Genomic DNA, 19,227 nt, shown 5'->3' on the forward strand with positions numbered 1-19,227 from the left:
GAGTTCTCGTATTATACGGATTTTCAGAGCTTTGTCTAGGAATTTTCTACATTCTTTATGTATCTGATCGCTCGCTCTATTCTGTGCAAGGTTTTCTCTCTGCCTAATAGAGCCAAAGTCAGATCAATAGCCGGCGATACGCCGCTGCCACAAACCGCAACGCGCAAGGGCTGCGCAACCTTACCCAGATTAAGTTGCAACTGCTCCGCGCTGTCCAATACCACTTGATGAAGGCCTGAAGCTTCCCATTCGCCGATAGAGCAAAATTGCACCAGTAAGTGTTGCAATACATCATCCACGCCCGCTTTGAAATTCTTCTTGGCGGCTTTTTCTTCGTAAGCATCGAATTCCTTGTAAAAGTATTCGCTCTCGGCAGCCATATCCACCAGAGTTTTGCATCGCTCGCGCTGCGCTTTAACCACATCCGCCAGCGCCGGGCCGGTAGTCGGATCGATACCGCGCTCCCCCATATGCCAAGCCAAGTGCCGAGCGACGTGCGCCGGATCGCTATTCATAATGTACTGATGATTCAACCACACCAGCTTCTCGGTATTGAACGTGGACGCGGAAACGTTAACTTTTTCCAACTCGAACAACGCCACCATTTCTTCCAAGGAAAACAATTCCTGATCACCGTGCGACCAACCCAACCGCACCAGATAGTTCAACAAAGCTTCGGGTAAATATCCGTCATTACGATATTGCATCACGCTGACCGCGCCGTGGCGTTTGGACAATCTTGCACCGTCGGAACCTAAAATCATCGGCACATGCGCATACACAGGCAATTGCGCGCCCAAGGCTTTCAGAATATTAATCTGCCTGGGCGTATTGTTAACATGATCGTCACCCCGTATTACATGAGTAACTCCCATATCCATATCGTCGACTACTACCGTCAGGTTATAGGTCGGGGTGCCGTCGGAACGGGCAATGATCAGGTCATCCAGTTCCTTGTTAGCAACGACGATACGACCTTTTACTAAATCGTCGATAATCACTTCGCCCTGCTCCGGGTTCTTAAAGCGCACCACCCGCTCGCCTTGCGGATTGTCAACGCCATGCCGGCACTTGCCGTTGTAACGCGGCTTTTCCTTGTTGGCCATTTGCTGCTCGCGCAAAGCTTCCAACTCTTCGCGACTGCAGTAGCAATAATAGGCATCTCCCTGTGCCAGCAATTGCTGAATGACCTCTTTGTATCGATCAAAACGATGCGTCTGATAGAACGGACCCTCGTCATATTCCAAGCCTAACCAAGTCATGCCTTCCAGAATTGCATTCACCGACTCCTGGCTGGAACGTTCAAGATCGGTGTCCTCGATTCGCAAAATAAATTTGCCACCGTGTTTGCGCGCATACAACCACGAAAACAGAGCGGTTCTGGCACCGCCAACATGTAAATAACCGGTGGGACTGGGGGCAAAGCGGGTTCTAATACTCATCGTCAATTATTTAGTTGTTAAAAATTTCTTGGCATATTCGCCGGGAATGGAGCGAGAGGCGTTTAAACGCATCGCCTGGTAATTAAATTGCACGCTGCCTTTCGCTGCATCGTTTCTGCCCAGAATCGCCAGCGAGGTGGCATGTCCTTGTTTGGCAGCTTTTTCGTACCAATCGGTAGCCTTATCTCTGTCGCTATTCACGCCCATGCCTCGATCATACATCGCACCCATGACCACCTGAGCATCGAGCAAACCTTGATTCGCCGCCTTTTCCATCCACTCCGCGGCCTTGCGCTCTTCCTTCTCGAAACCCTCTCGGCCCAGTAAATACAGCGATGCCAACTTGGCTTGAGCCTGCGCATTCCCCTGCTCAGCCATTTCTTTCACGCTGTCAGCCTTTACCGCACTGGCAAGTAAAAACATCGCACAGAAAAATAAAATCTTGCCCATTACATTCTCCAAGGAAGCCTAAGGATTAAAAACAAACCGGCATTATTTCACGGCGCCCGGCTAAGATGAACGCACTATTTAAAAATAAGGGATTGATGTTAGACTTAAGACACCAAGGCGGTACGCTAGGCCTTGTCGATGCAGAACAATAACCTGGAGAATCAATACATGAAAAGAAACCTTTTATTCACGGCCACTCTGGCCGGAGCGCTGCTTTCCGGTTGCGCGACGCAGTCGAGCAATAATTTCCAGGCTTTCCAGCCTGAAGACCTTAACGCGCTGGTTAAATCCGGAAAACTGGTACAAAAAACCAACAGTTTTTTCGTGATTAATGATTCGTCTTCATCCATGAGCCGTACCTATGTAAATTCTGCGGATTACAGCGGCACCAAGCTGGATGTCGAAAAAAATCTGCTCAACAAGTTTAACAAATCCATTCCGGTTATGCCGCTGACATCCGGTTTGCGCAGCTTCGGTTTTGGCCCATGCCTGTCTTGGGGCTCAACTTATCTCAACCAAGCCGTGCAAAATTACACTCAGGCCGGTTTCGAAACTGCAATTACCTCTCTACAATGCTCTAGCGGCGGCACCCCACTGGCCACGGCGCTAAGCGAGTCCGGCAAAGACATCACCTCTGCTCCCGGCAATATCGCCTTAATCGTTTTAAGCGACGGTATCGAGGAAGTCTCGCCCCTACCGACTGCCGAAGCGCTTAAATCCCAGTACGGAGACAAGCTATGCATTTACACAGTCTGGGTCGGTAATGACCAAGATGTGGCCGGACAAGCGGTGCTGCAAGACCTAGCCAATGCATCGGGTTGCGGATTCTCGACTACTGCCGAAGCGATCACCAGCGCCAAAGGCATGAGTGATTTCGTTAAAAACGTCTTCTTGAAAGCAGGCACACCCAAAGTGGCCGATTGCTCAACCCAAGACGACGACAAAGACGGCGTAAGCAACTGTGCCGATAAATGCCCTGACACCCCTAAAGGCGCTATCGTCGATAAAGACGGTTGCTGGGCGTTCCGCGGCCTACTGTTCGATTTCGACAAATCCGACGTCAAAGCCAAATACGGCCCGCTGATCCAAAACGCCGTGGAAGTCATGAAAATGAACCCTGGTTTGACCATAGAGATTCAGGGCCACACCGATAGTTACGGTAAAGATGCTTACAACCAAAAGCTTTCCGAGCGCAGAGCCAATGCAGTTAAAGCCGAGCTGATAAAACAAGGCGTGGAAGGCAAACGCCTGACAGCGGTTGGCTTCGGCGAGTCCAAACCCGTCGATACCAATGAAACTGACGAGGGCCGTGCCTACAACCGCCGTGTCGAATACAAACGTACCGACCGCTAAACGATAAGCTTCCAGCTTAACGAAACCAGGGAGGCCCAGGCCTCCCTTTTTTATGTCCAGATCAATCAAATGGGCTCAGCATCGTTCGCGCTTGTTGCGGTCCGTAAACTCAATACACACTCGATGTGTGCATTTAGCCGAACCCCGCCTATCCCCGCTCCCAGAAATACAATGCGTCAAACGCCAGTTCAATATCTGACCAGCACCGTTTCGCTAGACAGCAAGCGCCGCAGGCGGATCAGGAGTTCATCGCTCGGGCGCACGCGCCAGTCGTCGCCCAATTGCAGGGTCGCTTTGTCGGTGCCAGTGCGGTACTCGATTTGGATTGGACATTGACCGCCGCAGAATGGCGTCAGCGTGGCCTGTAGGCTTGCCAGCCAACCGGACGGCAGGCCGCTATTGGCCAGATCTATCGTTAATGTAATGCCGCGGGCATATAATTCCCGCGCTTCTTCCATGCTGTAAAGCTTCTCGGCAGTCATCCTCAGACTGTTGGTAAAGTCGTCCATTGCCAATGAGCCTTCGGCAATCAGGATCGTGTCTTTGCTGAGCAGGTTGCGGTATTTGTCGTATATATTGCTGAAGGCCGCCACTTCCAGCCGGCCGGTACGGTCGTCCAGCGTTGCGAAGCCCATCATCTTGCCTTGCTTGGTTTGCCGGGTACGCATTTCCACGATCAGGCCGGCAACACGCGCTTCCATTTTACCTCTGGAGCGGCCGGCATCGACTTCCAGACTGGCTAACGAGCCGTGGGTGATATGTTTTAATTCCGGCAGATATTCGGCGATGGGATGGCCGGTCAGAAACAGACCCAAAGTCTGCTTTTCCGCTTCCAGCTTTTCTTTTTCGGTCCACGGCTCGACCACGGTGGAATAAGCTTCCGCTTCACCGTCGCTGACTTCCACTTGTACCGCCAAACCGAATAGATCGTTTTGACCGGCCAACGCCATTTTTCCGTGTTGTTCGGCCACTCGCAAGGCGGTAGTCAATTCAGCGAGATGCGCCGCACGATTAGGATCGATGGTATCCAGCGCTCCGGCTCTGATCAATGCTTCCAAAACCCGGCGATTGACCTTGCGCAAATCGACACGCTTGCACAGATCGTACAAGCCCGCAAACGCGCCGTTGGCAGCCCGTTCCTTTAATAAATCTTCAATTGCATTTTCGCCAACACCCTTGATCGCGCCTATACCGTAAACAATCTGCCCCTGGTCGTTTACCGTGAAACGAAAGTCGGAAACATTAATGTCCGGCGGGCAAATCTCCAGCTTCATCTCCCGGCATTCATCGATCAACACCACCACTTTGTCAGTGTTATCCATATCCGACGACATCACCGCCGCCATGAACGCAGCCGGAAAATGCGCCTTCAACCAAGCCGTTTGATAGGCCACCAAGGCGTAAGCAGCCGAATGCGATTTATTGAAACCGTAGCCGGCGAATTTTTCCATCAGGTCGAAAACATAGGTGGCTATCGACGCATCGATTTGGTTCGCTACCGCGCCCGACATGAATTTTTCCCGCTCCTTGGCCATTTCCTCCGGTTTCTTCTTACCCATCGCCCGCCGCAGCATATCGGCACCGCCCAGGGTATAGCTGGCCAATTCCCGGGCAATCTGCATCACCTGCTCCTGATACAGAATAACGCCATTGGTAGGTTTTAGAATCGGCTCCAGCAAGGGATGAGCATATTCGGCCTTGGCACCATGTTTGACGTTGATGTAGTCGTCCACCATCCCCGATTCCAGCGGTCCGGGCCGGAATAAAGCCACCAGCGCGATGATGTCGTCGAAGCAATCCGGTTTCAGCTTTTTGATCAACTCCTTCATGCCCCGCGACTCGAGCTGAAACACGGCCGTGGTCTGGGCGTTTTTTAATAATTCATAGCTGGGCAGGTCATCGCGCGGAATCTGGCTTATGTCCACCGGCTCTTCACCGCGCTGCGCGCGTTGGCGATTAATGGTTTGCAGCGCCCAATCAATGATCGTCAAGGTCCGTAAACCCAGGAAGTCGAATTTAACTAAGCCAACCGCTTCGACATCGTCCTTATCAAACTGCGTGACCAGATTGCCGCCGCCCTGCTCGCAATACAACGGGCTGAAATCGGTCAGCTTGGTCGGCGAAATCACCACGCCGCCGGCATGCTTGCCGGCATTTCGGGAAATCCCTTCAAGGGAACGCGCCATATCGATCAAGGATTTAACTTCTTCCTCGGTTTCGTATAACGCCTTCAATTCAGCGCTGTCTTGCAAGGCCTTATCCAGCGTCATGCCAATTTCAAATGGAATCAATTTGGCCAGCCTATCCACAAAGCCATACGCATGACCCATCACCCTGCCCACGTCGCGAATCACGGCCTTAGCGGCCATCGAACCGTAAGTAATAATCTGCGATACATGATCGCGGCCATAATGACGAGCGACGTAATCGATCACCTCGTCGCGGCGCTCCATGCAAAAGTCGATATCAAAGTCGGGCATCGACACCCTCTCCGGGTTCAAAAACCGTTCGAACAGCAAATCGAATTCGATGGGATCGAGATCGGTAATCTTCAACGCATACGCCACCAAGGAACCGGCACCCGATCCCCGCCCCGGCCCTACCGGTATCGCATTGTTCTTGGCCCACTGGATAAAGTCGGCAACAATCATGAAATAGCCGGGAAAACCCATCTGGGTGATCACGTTCAGCTCTACTTCCAATCTATCGTCATAGACTTTACGGTTCTCCGCGAAGCTGCCCTTGCCAATCGGCGGATACTGGATTAAACGCTCTTCAAGCCCTTGACGCGAGGCGTGCTTGAAATAGTCGTCCAGCGTCATACCTTCGGGGACCGGAAAATCGGGCAAATAATTTTCGCCCAGAGTCAGCTCGACATTACAGCGTTTAGCAATTTCCACGCTATTGGCCAATGCCTCCGGAATATCGGCAAACAATTCGGCCATTTCCTCGGCAGTACGCAGGTATTGCTGAGCTGTGTAATTTTTCGGCCGGCGGCTGTCGTCCAGCACCCGGCCCTGATGGATACAGACCCTCACTTCATGCGCATCGAAATCGTTTTTACTGATAAAACGCACGTCGTTGGTGGCGACGACCGGCAAATCCAGTTCGGTAGCCAAATCCGCCGCTAATTTGATGTAACGCTCTTCGTCCGCTTTACCAAGCCGCTGCAATTCCAGGTAAAAACTGTCTTCGAACAAATCCCGCCAATATTCGGCACAACGTTTAGCTTGCTCGGCATTTTCTGCCAACAAAGCCTGACCGACGTCACCATCCATCGCTCCCGATAACACGATCAAACCCTCATGATTCTCGGAAATCCAGTCTTTTTGCAGCATCGGTATCCCTTGGTGCTGCCCTTCCTGGTAGCCTCGGGAAATCAGCTCGGTCAACGTCACATAGCCTTTTTGATTGCGCGCCAACATGGTCAGGCGAAACGGCGAGGCCGGCTCGTCAGGATTGAAAATCAGCGCATCGGCGCCGATCAAGGGTTTGATGCCGGCGCCTTGTGCGGCTTTATAGAATTTAACCAGCGAGAACAAATTGCTTTGTTCGGTAATCGCCGCGGCCGGCATTTGATACTCAGCCAGTTTCTTTACCAAGGGCTTGATTCTGACGATACCGTCAACCAGGGAGAACTCAGTATGAATACGAAGATGAACGAAACTCGGCGTCATGGCTGTTTAAACAAGATACTTTTTAACAGGAGCAAACGATTTTCGATGCTGCGGGCAAATCCCAAGTTGTTGTAACGCCGCTAAATGCTGCTGGGTAGGATAGCCTTTGTGAATAGCAAAAGCATAACCGGGATACAGCCTATCCAGCGTCTGCATTTCCTCATCGCGGGCGACTTTGGCTAGGATCGAGGCGGCGGAAATTTCCGCAACCAGCAAATCGCCTTGTACGATAGCTTCGCCAGGCACATCCAGTGCCGGCAGTCGATTGCCGTCCACCTTGACCGCATCCGGGCGATAGTTCAATTGCGACACTGCTCTTTGCATCGCCACCATCGTCGCTTGTAAGATGTTGATAGTGTCGATTTCGCTGGCTTCGGCGCGAGCAACGGCCCAGCACAAGGCATTGGCCGTGATTTGCTCGGCCAGCAGCTTGCGTTTCTTTTCGGTAAGTTTTTTGGAATCTGTTAAACCCGCGATGGGTCTGAGTGGATCGAGAATCACCGCAGCGGCAACCACCGGCCCGACTATGCAGCCGCGGCCAACTTCGTCGATACCGGCTATGCGTGGGGGGTTATCGGAGGATACCGCGTGTGACATTACGTAGAAAGCTGACCATATTGGAAAGTTCGTTGCTTTCGCCGGCCATATCTTCCATTTCTTCGATGGCGTCTTCCAGACGCAGATTGTTTTTATAGAGGATTTTATAGGCTTTGCGAATCTGCCGAATCACTTCCGGCGGCACGCCGTTACGCTCCATACCCACCGAATTGATGCCGTGCGGCCGAGTGGGCCTGCCACCAACCATCACATACGGCGGAATATCCTGAGTGATTGCACTACCCATCGCCGAAAAACTGTATTCGCCGATTTTGGTAAATTGATGCACCAAGGTAAAACCGCCCAAAATAGCATGATCACCCAAATGCACATGCCCGGCAATCGAGGCGCCATTCGCCATGATCACATGATCGCCAATTTCGCAATCGTGCGCCACGTGGGTGTAAGCCATGAACAAATTATCGCTGCCGATCAACGTCAATCCTCGATCTTGCTGCGTGCCACGGTGCATCGTACAAAATTCGCGTATTACATTGCGGTCGCCGATTTCCAGACGGGTGATTTCATCGGCGTACTTTTTATCTTGCGGGTCTTCGCCTATCGAGGTGAATTGGTAGATCGTATTATCCTTGCCGATGGCGGTAGGACCTTTAATCACCACATGCGGCCCAATCTCGGTACCTGAATCTATCTGCACATCCGGGCCAATAACCGAGAACGGACCGACTTTAACATCGTCGGCCAATTCGGCATTGATATGCACAACCGCTCTGGGATCTATCATTTATGCCTCTGCTGCCACAGCCGCACACATGATTTGCGCACTGGCGGCCAGTTCACCATCTACTTCCGCACGGCAATCGAAGGACCAGAGGTGACGCTTGTGTTTGATGTAAGTCACTTCCAGGCGCAATTGGTCACCGGGAACAACTTGCTTTTTGAAGCGGGCGTTATCGATGCCCGCCAAGTAATAAATCGTGCCTTTGCCCAATTGATCGTTGCTTTGCGACGTCAGTAGCGCAGTAGCTTGCGCTAGGGCTTCCATGATCAACACCCCAGGCATAATAGGTTGACTCGGAAAGTGGCCTTGAAAAAACGGCTCGTTAAAGGTCACGTTTTTCACAGCCAGCAAACGCACGCCCGGCTCGCAGTCAAGCACCCTGTCTACCAGCAAGAAAGGATAGCGATGTGGCAAGAGTTCCTGAATTTGTAAAATATCGAGTGTGCCGGCCATGAGTATTCTGTGCGAAATGAGGGGAAGCGGGAAGTTCGCTTAGACTAGGAACTCCCCAACTTAAGTGCTGCATGCTCCCTCAATCAGGAAGCATTGGGGAAAATCTTATTGCGACAAGTTTTCCAGTTTTTGCTGAACGCGGCTGGTAACATCAATTTGATCGTTGGCGTAAATAACACCGTCGGTCAGCAACAGATCAAAAGACTCTTCTTTGGCTAACGCTCTTACTGCTTCTACAATGCGTTTTTGCAGATTGCCCAACTCTTCGTTTCTACGCATGTTGAAATCTTCACTGAACTCTTGTTGTGCACGAGCCGCATCGCGTTTTTTGTCCAGAATGTCTTTTTCGATTCTATGACGCTCTTCTTCGCCCATCACCGCAGTGTCACGGCCCAATTTTTCTTCCAGCGATTTAATCTCTTTTTGCTGAGAAACCAGCGCTTTGTCTCTTGGTGAAAATTCAGTTTCCAAGCGAGTTTTTGCTTTGGCGGCTTGTGGTGCTTTTTCCAAAACTTTGGCCACATTGACAAAACCGATTTTCAGCTCTGCGTGACTCACGCCAGCAAAAATCATCAGCATTAGAAACAAAGAAATTCTATTTTTCATGGTCAAAACCATCTCCGGTTAATTTTTTTGAGTTTAAGACAGAACGCAAAGGCGATTATAGGGCAAAACAGGCTCAAACTAAACTAAAATCCCGAGCCGAAGGTGAACTGGAAGGCTTGAGTTCTATCGGTACTCTCCGAATTCAAGGGCTGGGCGACACTCACTGCCAAGGCCCCAAAAGGAGACAACCATTCCCCCGACAAGCCCACCGAATAGCGAAAATACTTGCGCAAATCGCCGGAATTAAGTCCAGGGGCCAGCGTGCCGGCATCAACAAACGAGCCAATCCTCACCGATTTCATATCGCTTAAGAACGGCACAGGGAAAAACAGCTCGGCCTTGCCAATCAGCTTGGTGGAGCCCCCGATGGGTCGATTGTAGGTATTGGCGGTATTGATTTCGTTTTGGTCAATGACACCCAAGGTATTTTGCATAAAACCGCGAACGTCACCGGTACCACCGGCAAAATAGTTTTCAAAAAACGGCAAGCCGGAACTACCACCGTAGCTACCGCCATGCGCCACCTCACCTAACAAGCGGAAGGTAAAGTCGTTGGACAAGGGAAAATAATGCTGATGCTTATAGCCGACTTTGAAATATTCCAAATCACTACCGGGTACGGTAATCAATCCGGAAAGCCTTTGCTGACCACCGCTATGTGCGAATGTGGCTCTGTCTAAAGTATCGTGAGTCCAGCCCGCAGAAGTTGAGAGCGTATCGAAGCTTTTCGACCGGATTGCAGAAATGTCGTCGCCCTTTTTAAACCCTAGGAATTTTAGAATCGTGTCCGAAGACAAGGTGGTGTTTTCGATCTCGGTGCGCTTTAGATCAATATCAAAACCGATTCTGTCGAACTCGTTCAACGGGATACCAAAGTTGATACCGGCGTTTGTAATGGTTGTATTGTAAGCCGCCAAGTTAGCCGCGTAGGCATTTCGGGAGGTGTAACCCAGGTTGTAGCCCATCGCCACGCCATCCAGCGTGTAATAAGGATCTGAAAAGCCCAGGTTGTAGCGCGTCAAAATACTACTGTTGTTGAACGCGAAATCGACCCGTTTACCGGTACCAAAGATATTGTCTTGCGACACGTTGGCGTTAAAGATAATCCCTTGCACCTGGGAATAACCGACACCGGCCTGCAAGTTACCGGAGGCTTTCTCCTTGATCGTGTAATTGACGTCGATCTGATCGGCCGAACCGACCACAGGCGGCGTTTCCACGCCCACTTCCTCAAAATAACCCAATCTATCCAGACGGGTCTTGGTCCGTTCAATCTTGCTGCTGGCCGCCCAACTGGACTCCATTTGTCTGGCTTCCCGGCGAATCACTTCGTCACGGGTCTTGGTGTTACCTTTGACGTTGATGCGCCGCACATACACACGCTTGCCCGGATCAACAAAAAAGGTCATCGCGACGGTTTTTTGCTGCTCGTTAATCTCCGGCACCATATTCACGTTGGCAAAGGTATAGCCTTCGTCACCCAGGCGATCCGAAATGGATTTGGACGTTTCCGTAGCGTTCTTCCGGGAGAATATCTCGCCGGGACCCACCTTAACCAACTTGATCAACTCTTCCGGCGGCACGATCAATTCACCGGACAATTTGACCTTTTCCAAGGTGTACACGTCGCCTTCCTTGACGTTGATGGTGATGTAAATTTCCTTCTTATCGGCCGTAATATCAACCTGAGTGGATTCAATGGAGAAATTGATATAACCGCGATCCAGATAAAATGAACGCAGCTTTTCCAAATCAGCAGACAGCTTTTGTTTGGAATATTGGTCGTCTTTGGAATAAAAAGACAGGAAGTTGGTGGTGCTTAATTCGAACTCTTTCCGCAAGACATCGTTAGCAAAGGATTTGCTGCCGACGATATTGATTTGCTTGATCTTGGCAACCCGGCCCTCGGAAATATCGATATGAATGCCGACCCGGTTGCGCGTCAATTCCGAAACTTCGGTTTTAATTTTCAGGCCGTATTTACCATGGCTGAAATATTGCCGGCGTAGCTCTTGTTCGACCTTGTCGAGGATTTGCTTGTTGTAAACCTTGCCTTCCGCCAAGCCGATTTTTTTCAAGGCTTCGGTCAAATCTTCCTTTTTAATGTCTTTGTTGCCTTCGATAACCACTTTCGCTACCGAAGGCCGCTCGACTACATTCACCACCAGCGTGCCGCCATCGCGTTCCAGCGATATATCCTTGAAAAATCCGGTATTGAATAAAGCCCTGATCGCCGCGGCTTGCTTGTCTTCGGAAAAGGTTTCGCCAACATTAACCGGCAAATAGTTGTAGACGGTACCGGCGGAAATTCTTTGTAAGCCCTTGACCTGAATATCCTCAACTACAAAGCTGCTTGCATGAGCGGCCTTGCCGGACAGCATACTCAGCAACAGTATTTGTAATAGTGGGTTTTTCTTCACGCAGTCAACCATGGAAAATGAACAGGCGCGATTGTAACACGCTGTTTTCGGATTCCCGCGCCTTCAATGGTAAATACTCGTAAATACTGGCCGAAAAATTGCTTTCTTATTCAGTTTCAATTGCAAGGAAAAACAATTCAAAAAAAATTACAAAAATCCAATGCAAGCTATTGAAATAAAATATTTTTGATCAAAACATCAAGTTAACCAAACGTATCAGCAATCAAGTTCCGATAAACGGCTCGCGTGTAATCCGCTTCCGCAGCGGCAACTTGGGCATCGGCTCGCGCACTTACTCCACCGGCGCCTTTCACCGGAGCAATCGCATCGGCTGCATCCAGTTTGTAAACACCGGCCACGGAGATACCGTGGTCAGGCGCGATTAGGCTATAGCAGGTATTCAGCCAATGTGCTTCGGGGACGGGGGTCTGATTAAGCAAGCTCGTCACCGCCAACGCACACGCTTTAGCTTCGGAATTAGCGGCAAAAGCAGATTTAGGGATAGGCGCATAATGCGCAGCGTCGCCAATGACATGGATAAAGTCGTCAAATAACGATTGGCCGGTCAGCGGCCGAACCGGACACCAACCGGTGCTATCGGCCAAGCCCTGCTGCAAAGCGATGTGCGCAGCCGTTTGCGGCGGAATGATGTTCAACACGTCGCCTCTGATTCGGTCGCCGAATTCGCTAGTCAGCACCCTATTCGGCTTATCCAGTTCAAGTAAAGGATTATCCGCCAAACTATGCCACTCGATCAGGCTATTGGCGGTGCCGTAACCGTAATGCTTGGTCCAGCCGGCTTCGAATAGAGCCTGCTTGGAAAAGCTGCGTTTAGCATCGAGGATGAGTATTTTCGAACGCGGTTTATGCTTTTTCAGCCAATACGCCATCATACTGGCTCGCTCGTAAGGGCCGGGCGGACATCGATAAGGATCGGCAGGCACCGCTAGCAACACTACGCCACCGTCGGGCATCGCTTGCAGTTGCCGCGCCAGAATTAAGGTCTGCGAACCGGCCTGCCAGGCGTGCGGAAATTGCTCCGCGGCTGCCTGATCGTAACCAGCCATCGTATCCCAACGAAAATCTATACCGGGCGACATGATTAACCTGTCATAGCTCACGCTCTGCCCGCCGGCCAATCGCAATCGCCGTTGCCCAACATCTAAACTGCTGACGCGATCAATTAACAGTTTGATTCCATATTTGTCTTGCAAAGCCTGGTAATCGACCGTCAACTGGTCGAGGCCCGTCAAACCGGCAAACAACCAATTACTGCCAGGACAAGTGATATATTTGGCTTTGGGTTCGATCAGCGTGACTTGAATATTCGCATTCAATAAACGCAAATATTTCGCTGCAGTCGCGCCACCGAAGCCGCCACCGACCACTACGACATGCGCTTTGGCACCCCAAAAGAACGACAATCCGCCACAACCGCTAAGAACACCAGCCCCAACTCCGGCAAGGCCTTGTAAAAAACGTCTGCGGGATAATCCGGTCATTAATGGCGACTCAAATACTCGGCAACCGCCGCCAGCTCGGTGTCGCTGTAACCTTTAGCCAAACGCGGCATCAATGTGGCGGGCCTTTTGTCGTATTTAAAATCCAGCAAGGCCTGCTGGATCTGCTGAGCGGATAAACTTTTTAGCGAAGGGCTTGAGCTTTGGGCACCCAAGCTCGACTCGTTGTGACAATTACGGCAATTAAAGGCGATTGCTCTCGCATCGATTTCAGCATAAGCCATCGAGCTCAATGCGCTGGCAAGCAACGCCGCCGAAACATAGCCCATGCGCTTCATGCCGTTTAAGCAAGCAGTTTCTGCCGAAACACTTCGTACAACAATACGCCAGCAGCCACCGATACGTTCAGGCTTTCCACCTGTCCAGCCATAGGAATTTTCACCAGAAAATCGCAATGCTGACGGGTCAGATGGCGCATGCCAGTACCTTCCGTACCCATCACCACCGCCAAAGGCATATCCAGTTCCATCTGAAACACAGTTTGTTCAGCTTCGCCGGCCGCGCCCATGATCCAGATATTCTGCTCTTTCAACCAGCGCAGTACCCTGGCCAAATTGGTAACCTGATACACCGGCACTGTTTCCGCCGCGCCGCTGGCTACTTTACAAACCGTCGGCGTGATACCGGCGGCATTATCTTTAGTAACGATCACACCATGCGCGCCCACGGCATCTGCGGTACGCAGACAAGCGCCGAGATTGTGCGGATCTTGCACTTGATCCAGCACCAGATAAAACGGCATAGTGGTTAGCGCTTCGACATCGTGCTTGAGTTGGTCTTCGCTGCGCATCGCCGGCAATTCCACGGCCACCACAATCCCTTGGTGATTTTTGCCGTCGGCCATCTTTTCCAGCTTTTTACGCTCGGTTTTTTCCGGATTGATACCCAGCTTGACGAGATCGTCTATCACTTGCTTCAGGCGTACATCCTGGCGTTGACTATCCACCCAGGCACGGCGAATTTTTTGCGGTGAATAATCCAGCGCGGCTTGCACCGCGTGAATACCAAACAATTGGGTTAAAGTCATGAGCGACGGCGTTTTTTGGCTTTTGGCTTACTTGAGGATTTCTTATCTTTATTCGACTTCGTCGCTTTAGCGCCGGCTTCGGCTTTTTTGCGGCTCGAAGAGGATTTGGTCTTAGCGATTTTTTTACCCGACTGTAGCAACTCAAAATCGATTTTCTTGTCGTCCAGATTAACCCGCACCACGCGAATTTTCACCATATCGCCCAAGCGGTAACGTACGCCGGTGCGCTCGCCGTACAACTGATGTTTACTGGCGTCGAAAGCAAAATAATCCTGTACCAGGGAGGCGATATGCACCAAGCCTTCCACGTAAATCGATTGCAATTCAACGAAAAAGCCAAAACCGGTCACGGCGGAAATCACGCCGTCGAACTCTTCGCCGATCTTATCCATCATGTATTCGCATTTCAGCCAGCTCACCACATCGCGGGTGGCGTCGTCGGCGCGGCGCTCGTTCGCCGAACAATGCTCACCCAACAACACCATGTCAGGATGCGTGTAATAAAAACTATCAACCGACTTACCGGCCAGACAATGCCTGATCGCCCTATGCACCAGCAAATCAGGGTAGCGCCGGATCGGCGAAGTAAAGTGCGCATAGGCATCCAGCGCCAAGCCAAAATGGCCTTTGGTTTCCGGGCTGTAAACGGCTTGCGACATGGAGCGCAGCAAAATCGTCTGAATCAAATGCGCGTCGGGACGTTCCTTTACCGACTCCAGCAGATGCATGTAATCCAATGGTGTGGGTTGCGCCTTACCCCCCAGAAATAAACCCAGTTCGCCTAGAAAGGTTTTCAGTGCCAGTAATTTTTCCGGGCCGGGGCCATCGTGGATCCGCAGCAGGCGCGGCATTTTTTTCTTATTAAGAAACTTCGCCGCTGCCGTGTTGGCGGTAATCATAAATTCTTCGATCAGCTTATGGGCATCGTTGCGCTGCAAAGGCACGATTTCAGCGATTTTGCGCTCCGGCCCAAAGACGATTTTGGTCTCCTGGGTGTCGAAATCCATCGCCCCGCGCAACTCGCGCTGCTTACGCATCACCCTGTACAAGTCATACAGAGTCTGTAAATGCGGCAACAAAGCGGCGTATTTTTTTGCCAGTTTCTGATCGCCGTCCACCAGCATTTTTGCTACGTCGGTATAGGTCAAACGCGCATGGGAGCGCATCACCGCTTCAAAAAACCGCGAACGCAGGACATTACCTTCATCGTTGATCAGTAATTCGCAGACCATGCATAAACGATCCACTTCCGGGTTCAACGAACACAAACCGTTAGACAGTATCTCCGGCAGCATCGGAATGACTTTTTCCGGAAAATATACAGAAGTACTGCGGTTTTTGGCTTCGGCATCCAAGGCTGTATCGACTTTTACATAGTGCGAGACATCGGCAATCGCTACCAACAGTTTCCAGCCTTTTGGGGTTTTCTGCGCGTAGACGGCATCGTCAAAATCGCGGGCATCTTCGCCATCTATGGTTACCAAAGGCAACTTGCGAATATCTTCCCTGCCCTGCTTGGCGGACTCCGGCACTTGTGGAGTTAGTGCCTTGATTTCTTCCAGTAACTGGTCCGGCCACTGATTGGGCAAATCGTGCGAGCGAATCGCCATTTCAATTTCCATGCCAGGTGCCATATGCGCGCCCAGCACTTCGGTGATGCGACCCAAGGGCTGGCAATGCTGGCTAGGTTGCTGAATGATTTCGGCCACCACGATCTGACCTTGCTTGGCATGACCAACGTCTTCCTTGGCAATCAACACTTCGTGAGCGATTTTTTTGTTATCCGGCACCACATAAGCCACGCGGCCCTCGGTAAAAAACCGGCCGACCACTTGATGCGTATTGCGTTCGCTGATTTCAATCACTGCCGCTTCACGGCGGCCACGTCTATCAATGCCGGCCACGCGCGCGATGACTCGGTCATTAGGCATCAGCGGCTTCATTTCCCGCGGCGACAAAAACAAGTCTTCGCTACCGTCATCGGGTTTCAGGAAACCGAAGCCTTCCGGATGTCCCAGCACCCGTCCGGCAATGGTGTTATCCCCGGAGCCCAGGCTATATTTTTGCCGGCTGTTAAAACTTAACTGACCGTCACGCTCCATGGCGCGCAGCCTGCGGCGCAGCGCTTCCAAGGCATCGGGAGTTTCCAGAGCAAATTGTTGGGCGATTTGTTGGCGGCGTAACGGCTTGCCGACTTCTTGAATAAGCTGGAGGATCAGCTCGCGACTGGGTATGGGGTTCTCGTATTTTTCGGCCTCACGCTGGGCGTGCGGATCGACGAGTGCGTTAAAATCAGCTGTCTGATCGGTATTTGCTGTCATTGAATCTGCTTGCTGGGTTCTGCCGCCTATTCCCTGTCGGAACCGGCCGGCAATCGTCTTTGTTATATAAAATCATAGCCTTTCTTCTTGTTCTGCGTGGGAATGACGTCGTCCAGAATACGCCGGCATTCGAACTGCCAGTAGCCCAAGCCGATATTTCTGCGGCCGTTTAAAATGATGGGAAAATTCTCATGTCCCATAAACATTCGCAATAAATCGCCGTCTTTCAAGCGAAAAGAATCCATGATGATAAAGCTTTTTTCGCCTTCGTTATCTCTTATGCCATAGATTAAGGCTTTCTTGCGCTCCGCGTCGGTGTCCGCCTCCAGCGCCTGATAAGCCACCGGGAAGGCTTGGGCGGCGATTACCATCACCTCGAATATCAGCTTGGAATCCTGCTTGGGGAGCAGTATTTTGCAGACCACGCCAAGCGAGCGTTGTTGCGGCATCGCGTCTATCTTGCGGAAACTCACCAAGCTGCCGATAGACAGCACGCCTTCCTTTTGGAAATTACAAGACAAGGCGCGCTCGGAGTCAGTCTCGGCCCGTATTTCCAGACCGGTTTCCAAACCCGGCCTACCGGTTTCCAATAGATCATAGGTCGTTTCCAAACCAATAGCCACATATCTATCCAGCCGATCAGCAAAATATACCGTCCCTTGCGGCTCCTTCCCTTGCCAGCGCTGCATCAGATAGTCGAACAGTTCCGCCGAGAGCTTTTGATGATTATTCTTATCGACTTCCAGCGAACTAAAACGCGCCTCCTCCTTGCTGCACAGTTTGTCCGCCTGTTTGATGACTTTACCCAACTTGGTCAGATTCAGGTAAAGCATGGCCGAATCCGACCGGCGATCCGTCTGTGTGCCGCCGAGCAAAAAAGCCGGCGGCAGGTCTTCGTCCATTAAAATCGCGCATTGCACGGCTTGTTCGGCTACCGGTTTGGTTTCGATTTGCAGAAAATCGCTGATTTTCTCGAGAAACTCATAAACCAGTTGAAACTCTTTCTGCATCAAGCCGGATGGATAAGCCAAACTTAACAGCAATATTTGTTTATAGCTGTCTTCGACTGACGACAGTTTACTGAATATACCGCCCTGGTCGGCCACCTTGGAGCCCGCCTTATCCAACTTCACGGCGAGTTTATACAACGAGTGCAAATCGATCCAGATCCAATCCGGCACCGGATAGCTCATCATGTAATGACTTATCACGATGCGGCTCAAGCCCCGGATAGTCCGCTGTATCGCCAAGGCCGTGGATTTACCCTGCAACCAACCAATTTCTCGGCGGGTCAAATCCTTGACCACACTCCAATAGCCGATGGTAAATTGTCTTTCGATTGCACAGGCCAAGCCGAATATTTTTTTTTCGCTTTCGCCCTTTGGGAAACCGAACTTGATTAACCGCGAGCGCAAATAATCGTCGATCAAGTAGAAGCTGTCTCTGAGTAACTCCAATGCATGCAAGCGCTTTGCCGCCGGCATTTCCACCGAAATTAATTCACCTAACAACTCGTAAAACAAACGGGCGGCCAGACCGGGATTGGCAGTCGGCAGTTCCGTAATCCATTGCCGTAGCGCATCGTCGGTAAACGACGCCGACAATTGGGGATCATTTTTTTGCTGGGGTATGACCAGAAAAAACGAGTTTTTCACAGAGCATCCATTATTGATGAACGTGCTGCGAATCGCTCACTATTCAGGATGACATCCCAATAGGCGACAAAACCAACAGCGCGCTGTGTTGCTAAGCCCTCAACCATTGCCTAGAACAACCCTTCATCGTCTACCATCAAATTTTGCAAGGCATTCACATCCTTTCTGAGTTGCTTCCTTGCCAACAACTTGGTTTGCACGCGCTCAGGAAGCTCGGTAAAAATCAGCACCTGATTGGCTACCAGTAAATCCACCAAATCGTCTATGACCCTGACCATGTCGTTATCGGTAGCTGACAAGGCTTCCCTTGCCTTATCACTTGGGACCTGCTGCAAGAATGCAACTACTTCAGGGTGGTCGACATCGAGCCACTCATCGCTACTGTCGCACAGTTGCACGATTGCCCCTGTCTGATCGCGGACTACAAACGGCACGGGTCACCTACCATCGACATAATCAGCAAAATCCCAGACCTTATCGGTAAGCAACGGCAACGCAAAAACCGATCATCTAGGTGAGATAGTCAAAGCGCCCAAGGTCACGCCAATGTCTATACCACGACCCTTGCCGGACAGCGCCAAAGAAATTTCGCCTCGGGTTAACAATTGCCCGTCTATCGATTTAGTGGCACCGGCATGGCCTTCGAAGGCGACAAAGCTGCCGTAGATTTCATTCAGATTTCTAACTTCGGAAAACACCCCGGTCCCCTCGATTTCCGATTTACCGATGGTAAAACCTATGCTCTTGGACGCCAGTGCAACTTGCGCCCGCTGTCCGTTACTGCAGCTGATATTACCCAGGCCATCGTATTGCTTATAAACGAGTGACCAACCGCTCAACTTGTAAGTCATCGTGCAGGATGTTAGCGATTGCGCAGCCGCCGGAGACACGAAAAACAGTCCGCCTAGGCTTAGAGCCAACAGTGGAATAAATCGAAAAAACTGGGTTGACATTAGAATCTCCA

The 19,227-nt window shown here is 51.1% G+C and carries 16 protein-coding genes; 1 reads left to right on the plus strand and 15 read right to left on the minus strand.

The window, feature by feature from the left end; all coding sequences use genetic code 11:
• Positions 1 to 35 precede the first annotated feature (35 nt).
• A complete protein-coding gene (gene gltX, locus ACWAU0_RS21510) occupies positions 36 to 1,442 on the minus strand; it encodes a glutamate--tRNA ligase (RefSeq protein ID WP_033155205.1) in 1,407 nt (468 codons plus the stop codon).
• 6 nt (positions 1,443 to 1,448) lie between these two features.
• Positions 1,449 to 1,892, minus strand: coding sequence for a tetratricopeptide repeat protein (locus tag ACWAU0_RS21515; protein ID WP_458137889.1), 444 nt, complete (start codon positions 1,890 to 1,892; stop codon positions 1,449 to 1,451).
• A 168-nt stretch (positions 1,893 to 2,060) separates the two neighbouring features.
• Here ACWAU0_RS21515 and ACWAU0_RS21520 point away from each other — a divergent pair, with 168 nt between their 5' ends.
• The gene (locus tag ACWAU0_RS21520; protein ID WP_033155207.1) at positions 2,061 to 3,245 is read left to right on the plus strand and encodes an OmpA family protein; all 1,185 of its coding nucleotides are present in this window, start codon (positions 2,061 to 2,063) and stop codon (positions 3,243 to 3,245) included.
• 188 nt (positions 3,246 to 3,433) lie between these two features.
• Here ACWAU0_RS21520 and dnaE read toward each other — a convergent pair whose 3' ends face one another.
• The 13 genes from dnaE to ACWAU0_RS21585 form a co-directional block, all read right to left on the minus strand.
• Positions 3,434 to 6,922, minus strand: a complete 3,489-nt coding sequence (dnaE, locus tag ACWAU0_RS21525) for a DNA polymerase III subunit alpha (RefSeq protein ID WP_458137890.1) — start codon at positions 6,920 to 6,922, stop codon at positions 3,434 to 3,436.
• A 6-nt stretch (positions 6,923 to 6,928) separates the two neighbouring features.
• Complete coding sequence (rnhB, locus tag ACWAU0_RS21530; RefSeq protein ID WP_458137891.1) at positions 6,929 to 7,519, minus strand: ribonuclease HII; 591 nt, start codon at positions 7,517 to 7,519, stop codon at positions 6,929 to 6,931.
• A complete protein-coding gene (gene lpxA, locus ACWAU0_RS21535; RefSeq protein ID WP_033155209.1) occupies positions 7,494 to 8,264 on the minus strand; it encodes an acyl-ACP--UDP-N-acetylglucosamine O-acyltransferase in 771 nt (256 codons plus the stop codon). The genes rnhB and lpxA overlap by 26 nt, the downstream gene beginning before the upstream one ends.
• Positions 8,265 to 8,714 carry a 3-hydroxyacyl-ACP dehydratase FabZ gene (fabZ, locus tag ACWAU0_RS21540; protein WP_033155210.1) on the minus strand — a complete coding sequence of 150 codons (450 nt, stop codon included), beginning with the start codon at positions 8,712 to 8,714 and terminating at the stop codon, positions 8,265 to 8,267.
• Positions 8,715 to 8,819: 105 nt separating this feature from the next.
• The gene (locus ACWAU0_RS21545; RefSeq protein WP_020485707.1) at positions 8,820 to 9,320 is read right to left on the minus strand and encodes an OmpH/Skp family outer membrane protein; all 501 of its coding nucleotides are present in this window, start codon (positions 9,318 to 9,320) and stop codon (positions 8,820 to 8,822) included.
• Positions 9,321 to 9,403: 83 nt separating this feature from the next.
• The gene (gene bamA, locus ACWAU0_RS21550; protein WP_425257495.1) at positions 9,404 to 11,740 is read right to left on the minus strand and encodes an outer membrane protein assembly factor BamA; all 2,337 of its coding nucleotides are present in this window, start codon (positions 11,738 to 11,740) and stop codon (positions 9,404 to 9,406) included.
• 203 nt (positions 11,741 to 11,943) lie between these two features.
• Positions 11,944 to 13,242 carry an FCSD flavin-binding domain-containing protein gene (locus ACWAU0_RS21555; protein WP_458137892.1) on the minus strand — a complete coding sequence of 433 codons (1,299 nt, stop codon included), beginning with the start codon at positions 13,240 to 13,242 and terminating at the stop codon, positions 11,944 to 11,946.
• Positions 13,242 to 13,538: a c-type cytochrome gene (locus tag ACWAU0_RS21560; RefSeq protein ID WP_458137893.1), complete on the minus strand. Its 297-nt coding sequence runs from the start codon at positions 13,536 to 13,538 to the stop codon at positions 13,242 to 13,244. The genes ACWAU0_RS21555 and ACWAU0_RS21560 overlap by 1 nt, the downstream gene beginning before the upstream one ends.
• A gap of 5 nt (positions 13,539 to 13,543) precedes the next feature.
• Complete coding sequence (gene rlmB / locus ACWAU0_RS21565; protein WP_458137894.1) at positions 13,544 to 14,287, minus strand: 23S rRNA (guanosine(2251)-2'-O)-methyltransferase RlmB; 744 nt, start codon at positions 14,285 to 14,287, stop codon at positions 13,544 to 13,546.
• Positions 14,284 to 16,608, minus strand: coding sequence for a ribonuclease R (rnr, locus tag ACWAU0_RS21570; protein ID WP_458137895.1), 2,325 nt, complete (start codon positions 16,606 to 16,608; stop codon positions 14,284 to 14,286). The genes rlmB and rnr overlap by 4 nt, the downstream gene beginning before the upstream one ends.
• A gap of 62 nt (positions 16,609 to 16,670) precedes the next feature.
• Positions 16,671 to 18,263, minus strand: a complete 1,593-nt coding sequence (locus ACWAU0_RS21575; protein ID WP_458137896.1) for a cyclic-di-GMP receptor FimW-related protein — start codon at positions 18,261 to 18,263, stop codon at positions 16,671 to 16,673.
• 110 nt (positions 18,264 to 18,373) lie between these two features.
• On the minus strand, positions 18,374 to 18,697 hold the full coding sequence (locus ACWAU0_RS21580; protein ID WP_033155216.1) for a hypothetical protein: 324 nt from the start codon (positions 18,695 to 18,697) through the stop codon (positions 18,374 to 18,376).
• Positions 18,698 to 18,769: 72 nt separating this feature from the next.
• Positions 18,770 to 19,216, minus strand: coding sequence for a hypothetical protein (locus tag ACWAU0_RS21585; protein ID WP_026604268.1), 447 nt, complete (start codon positions 19,214 to 19,216; stop codon positions 18,770 to 18,772).
• Positions 19,217 to 19,227: the final 11 nt, after the last annotated feature.

The sequence above is a fragment of the Methylomonas sp. Uni0009 genome (genome assembly GCF_054188105.3).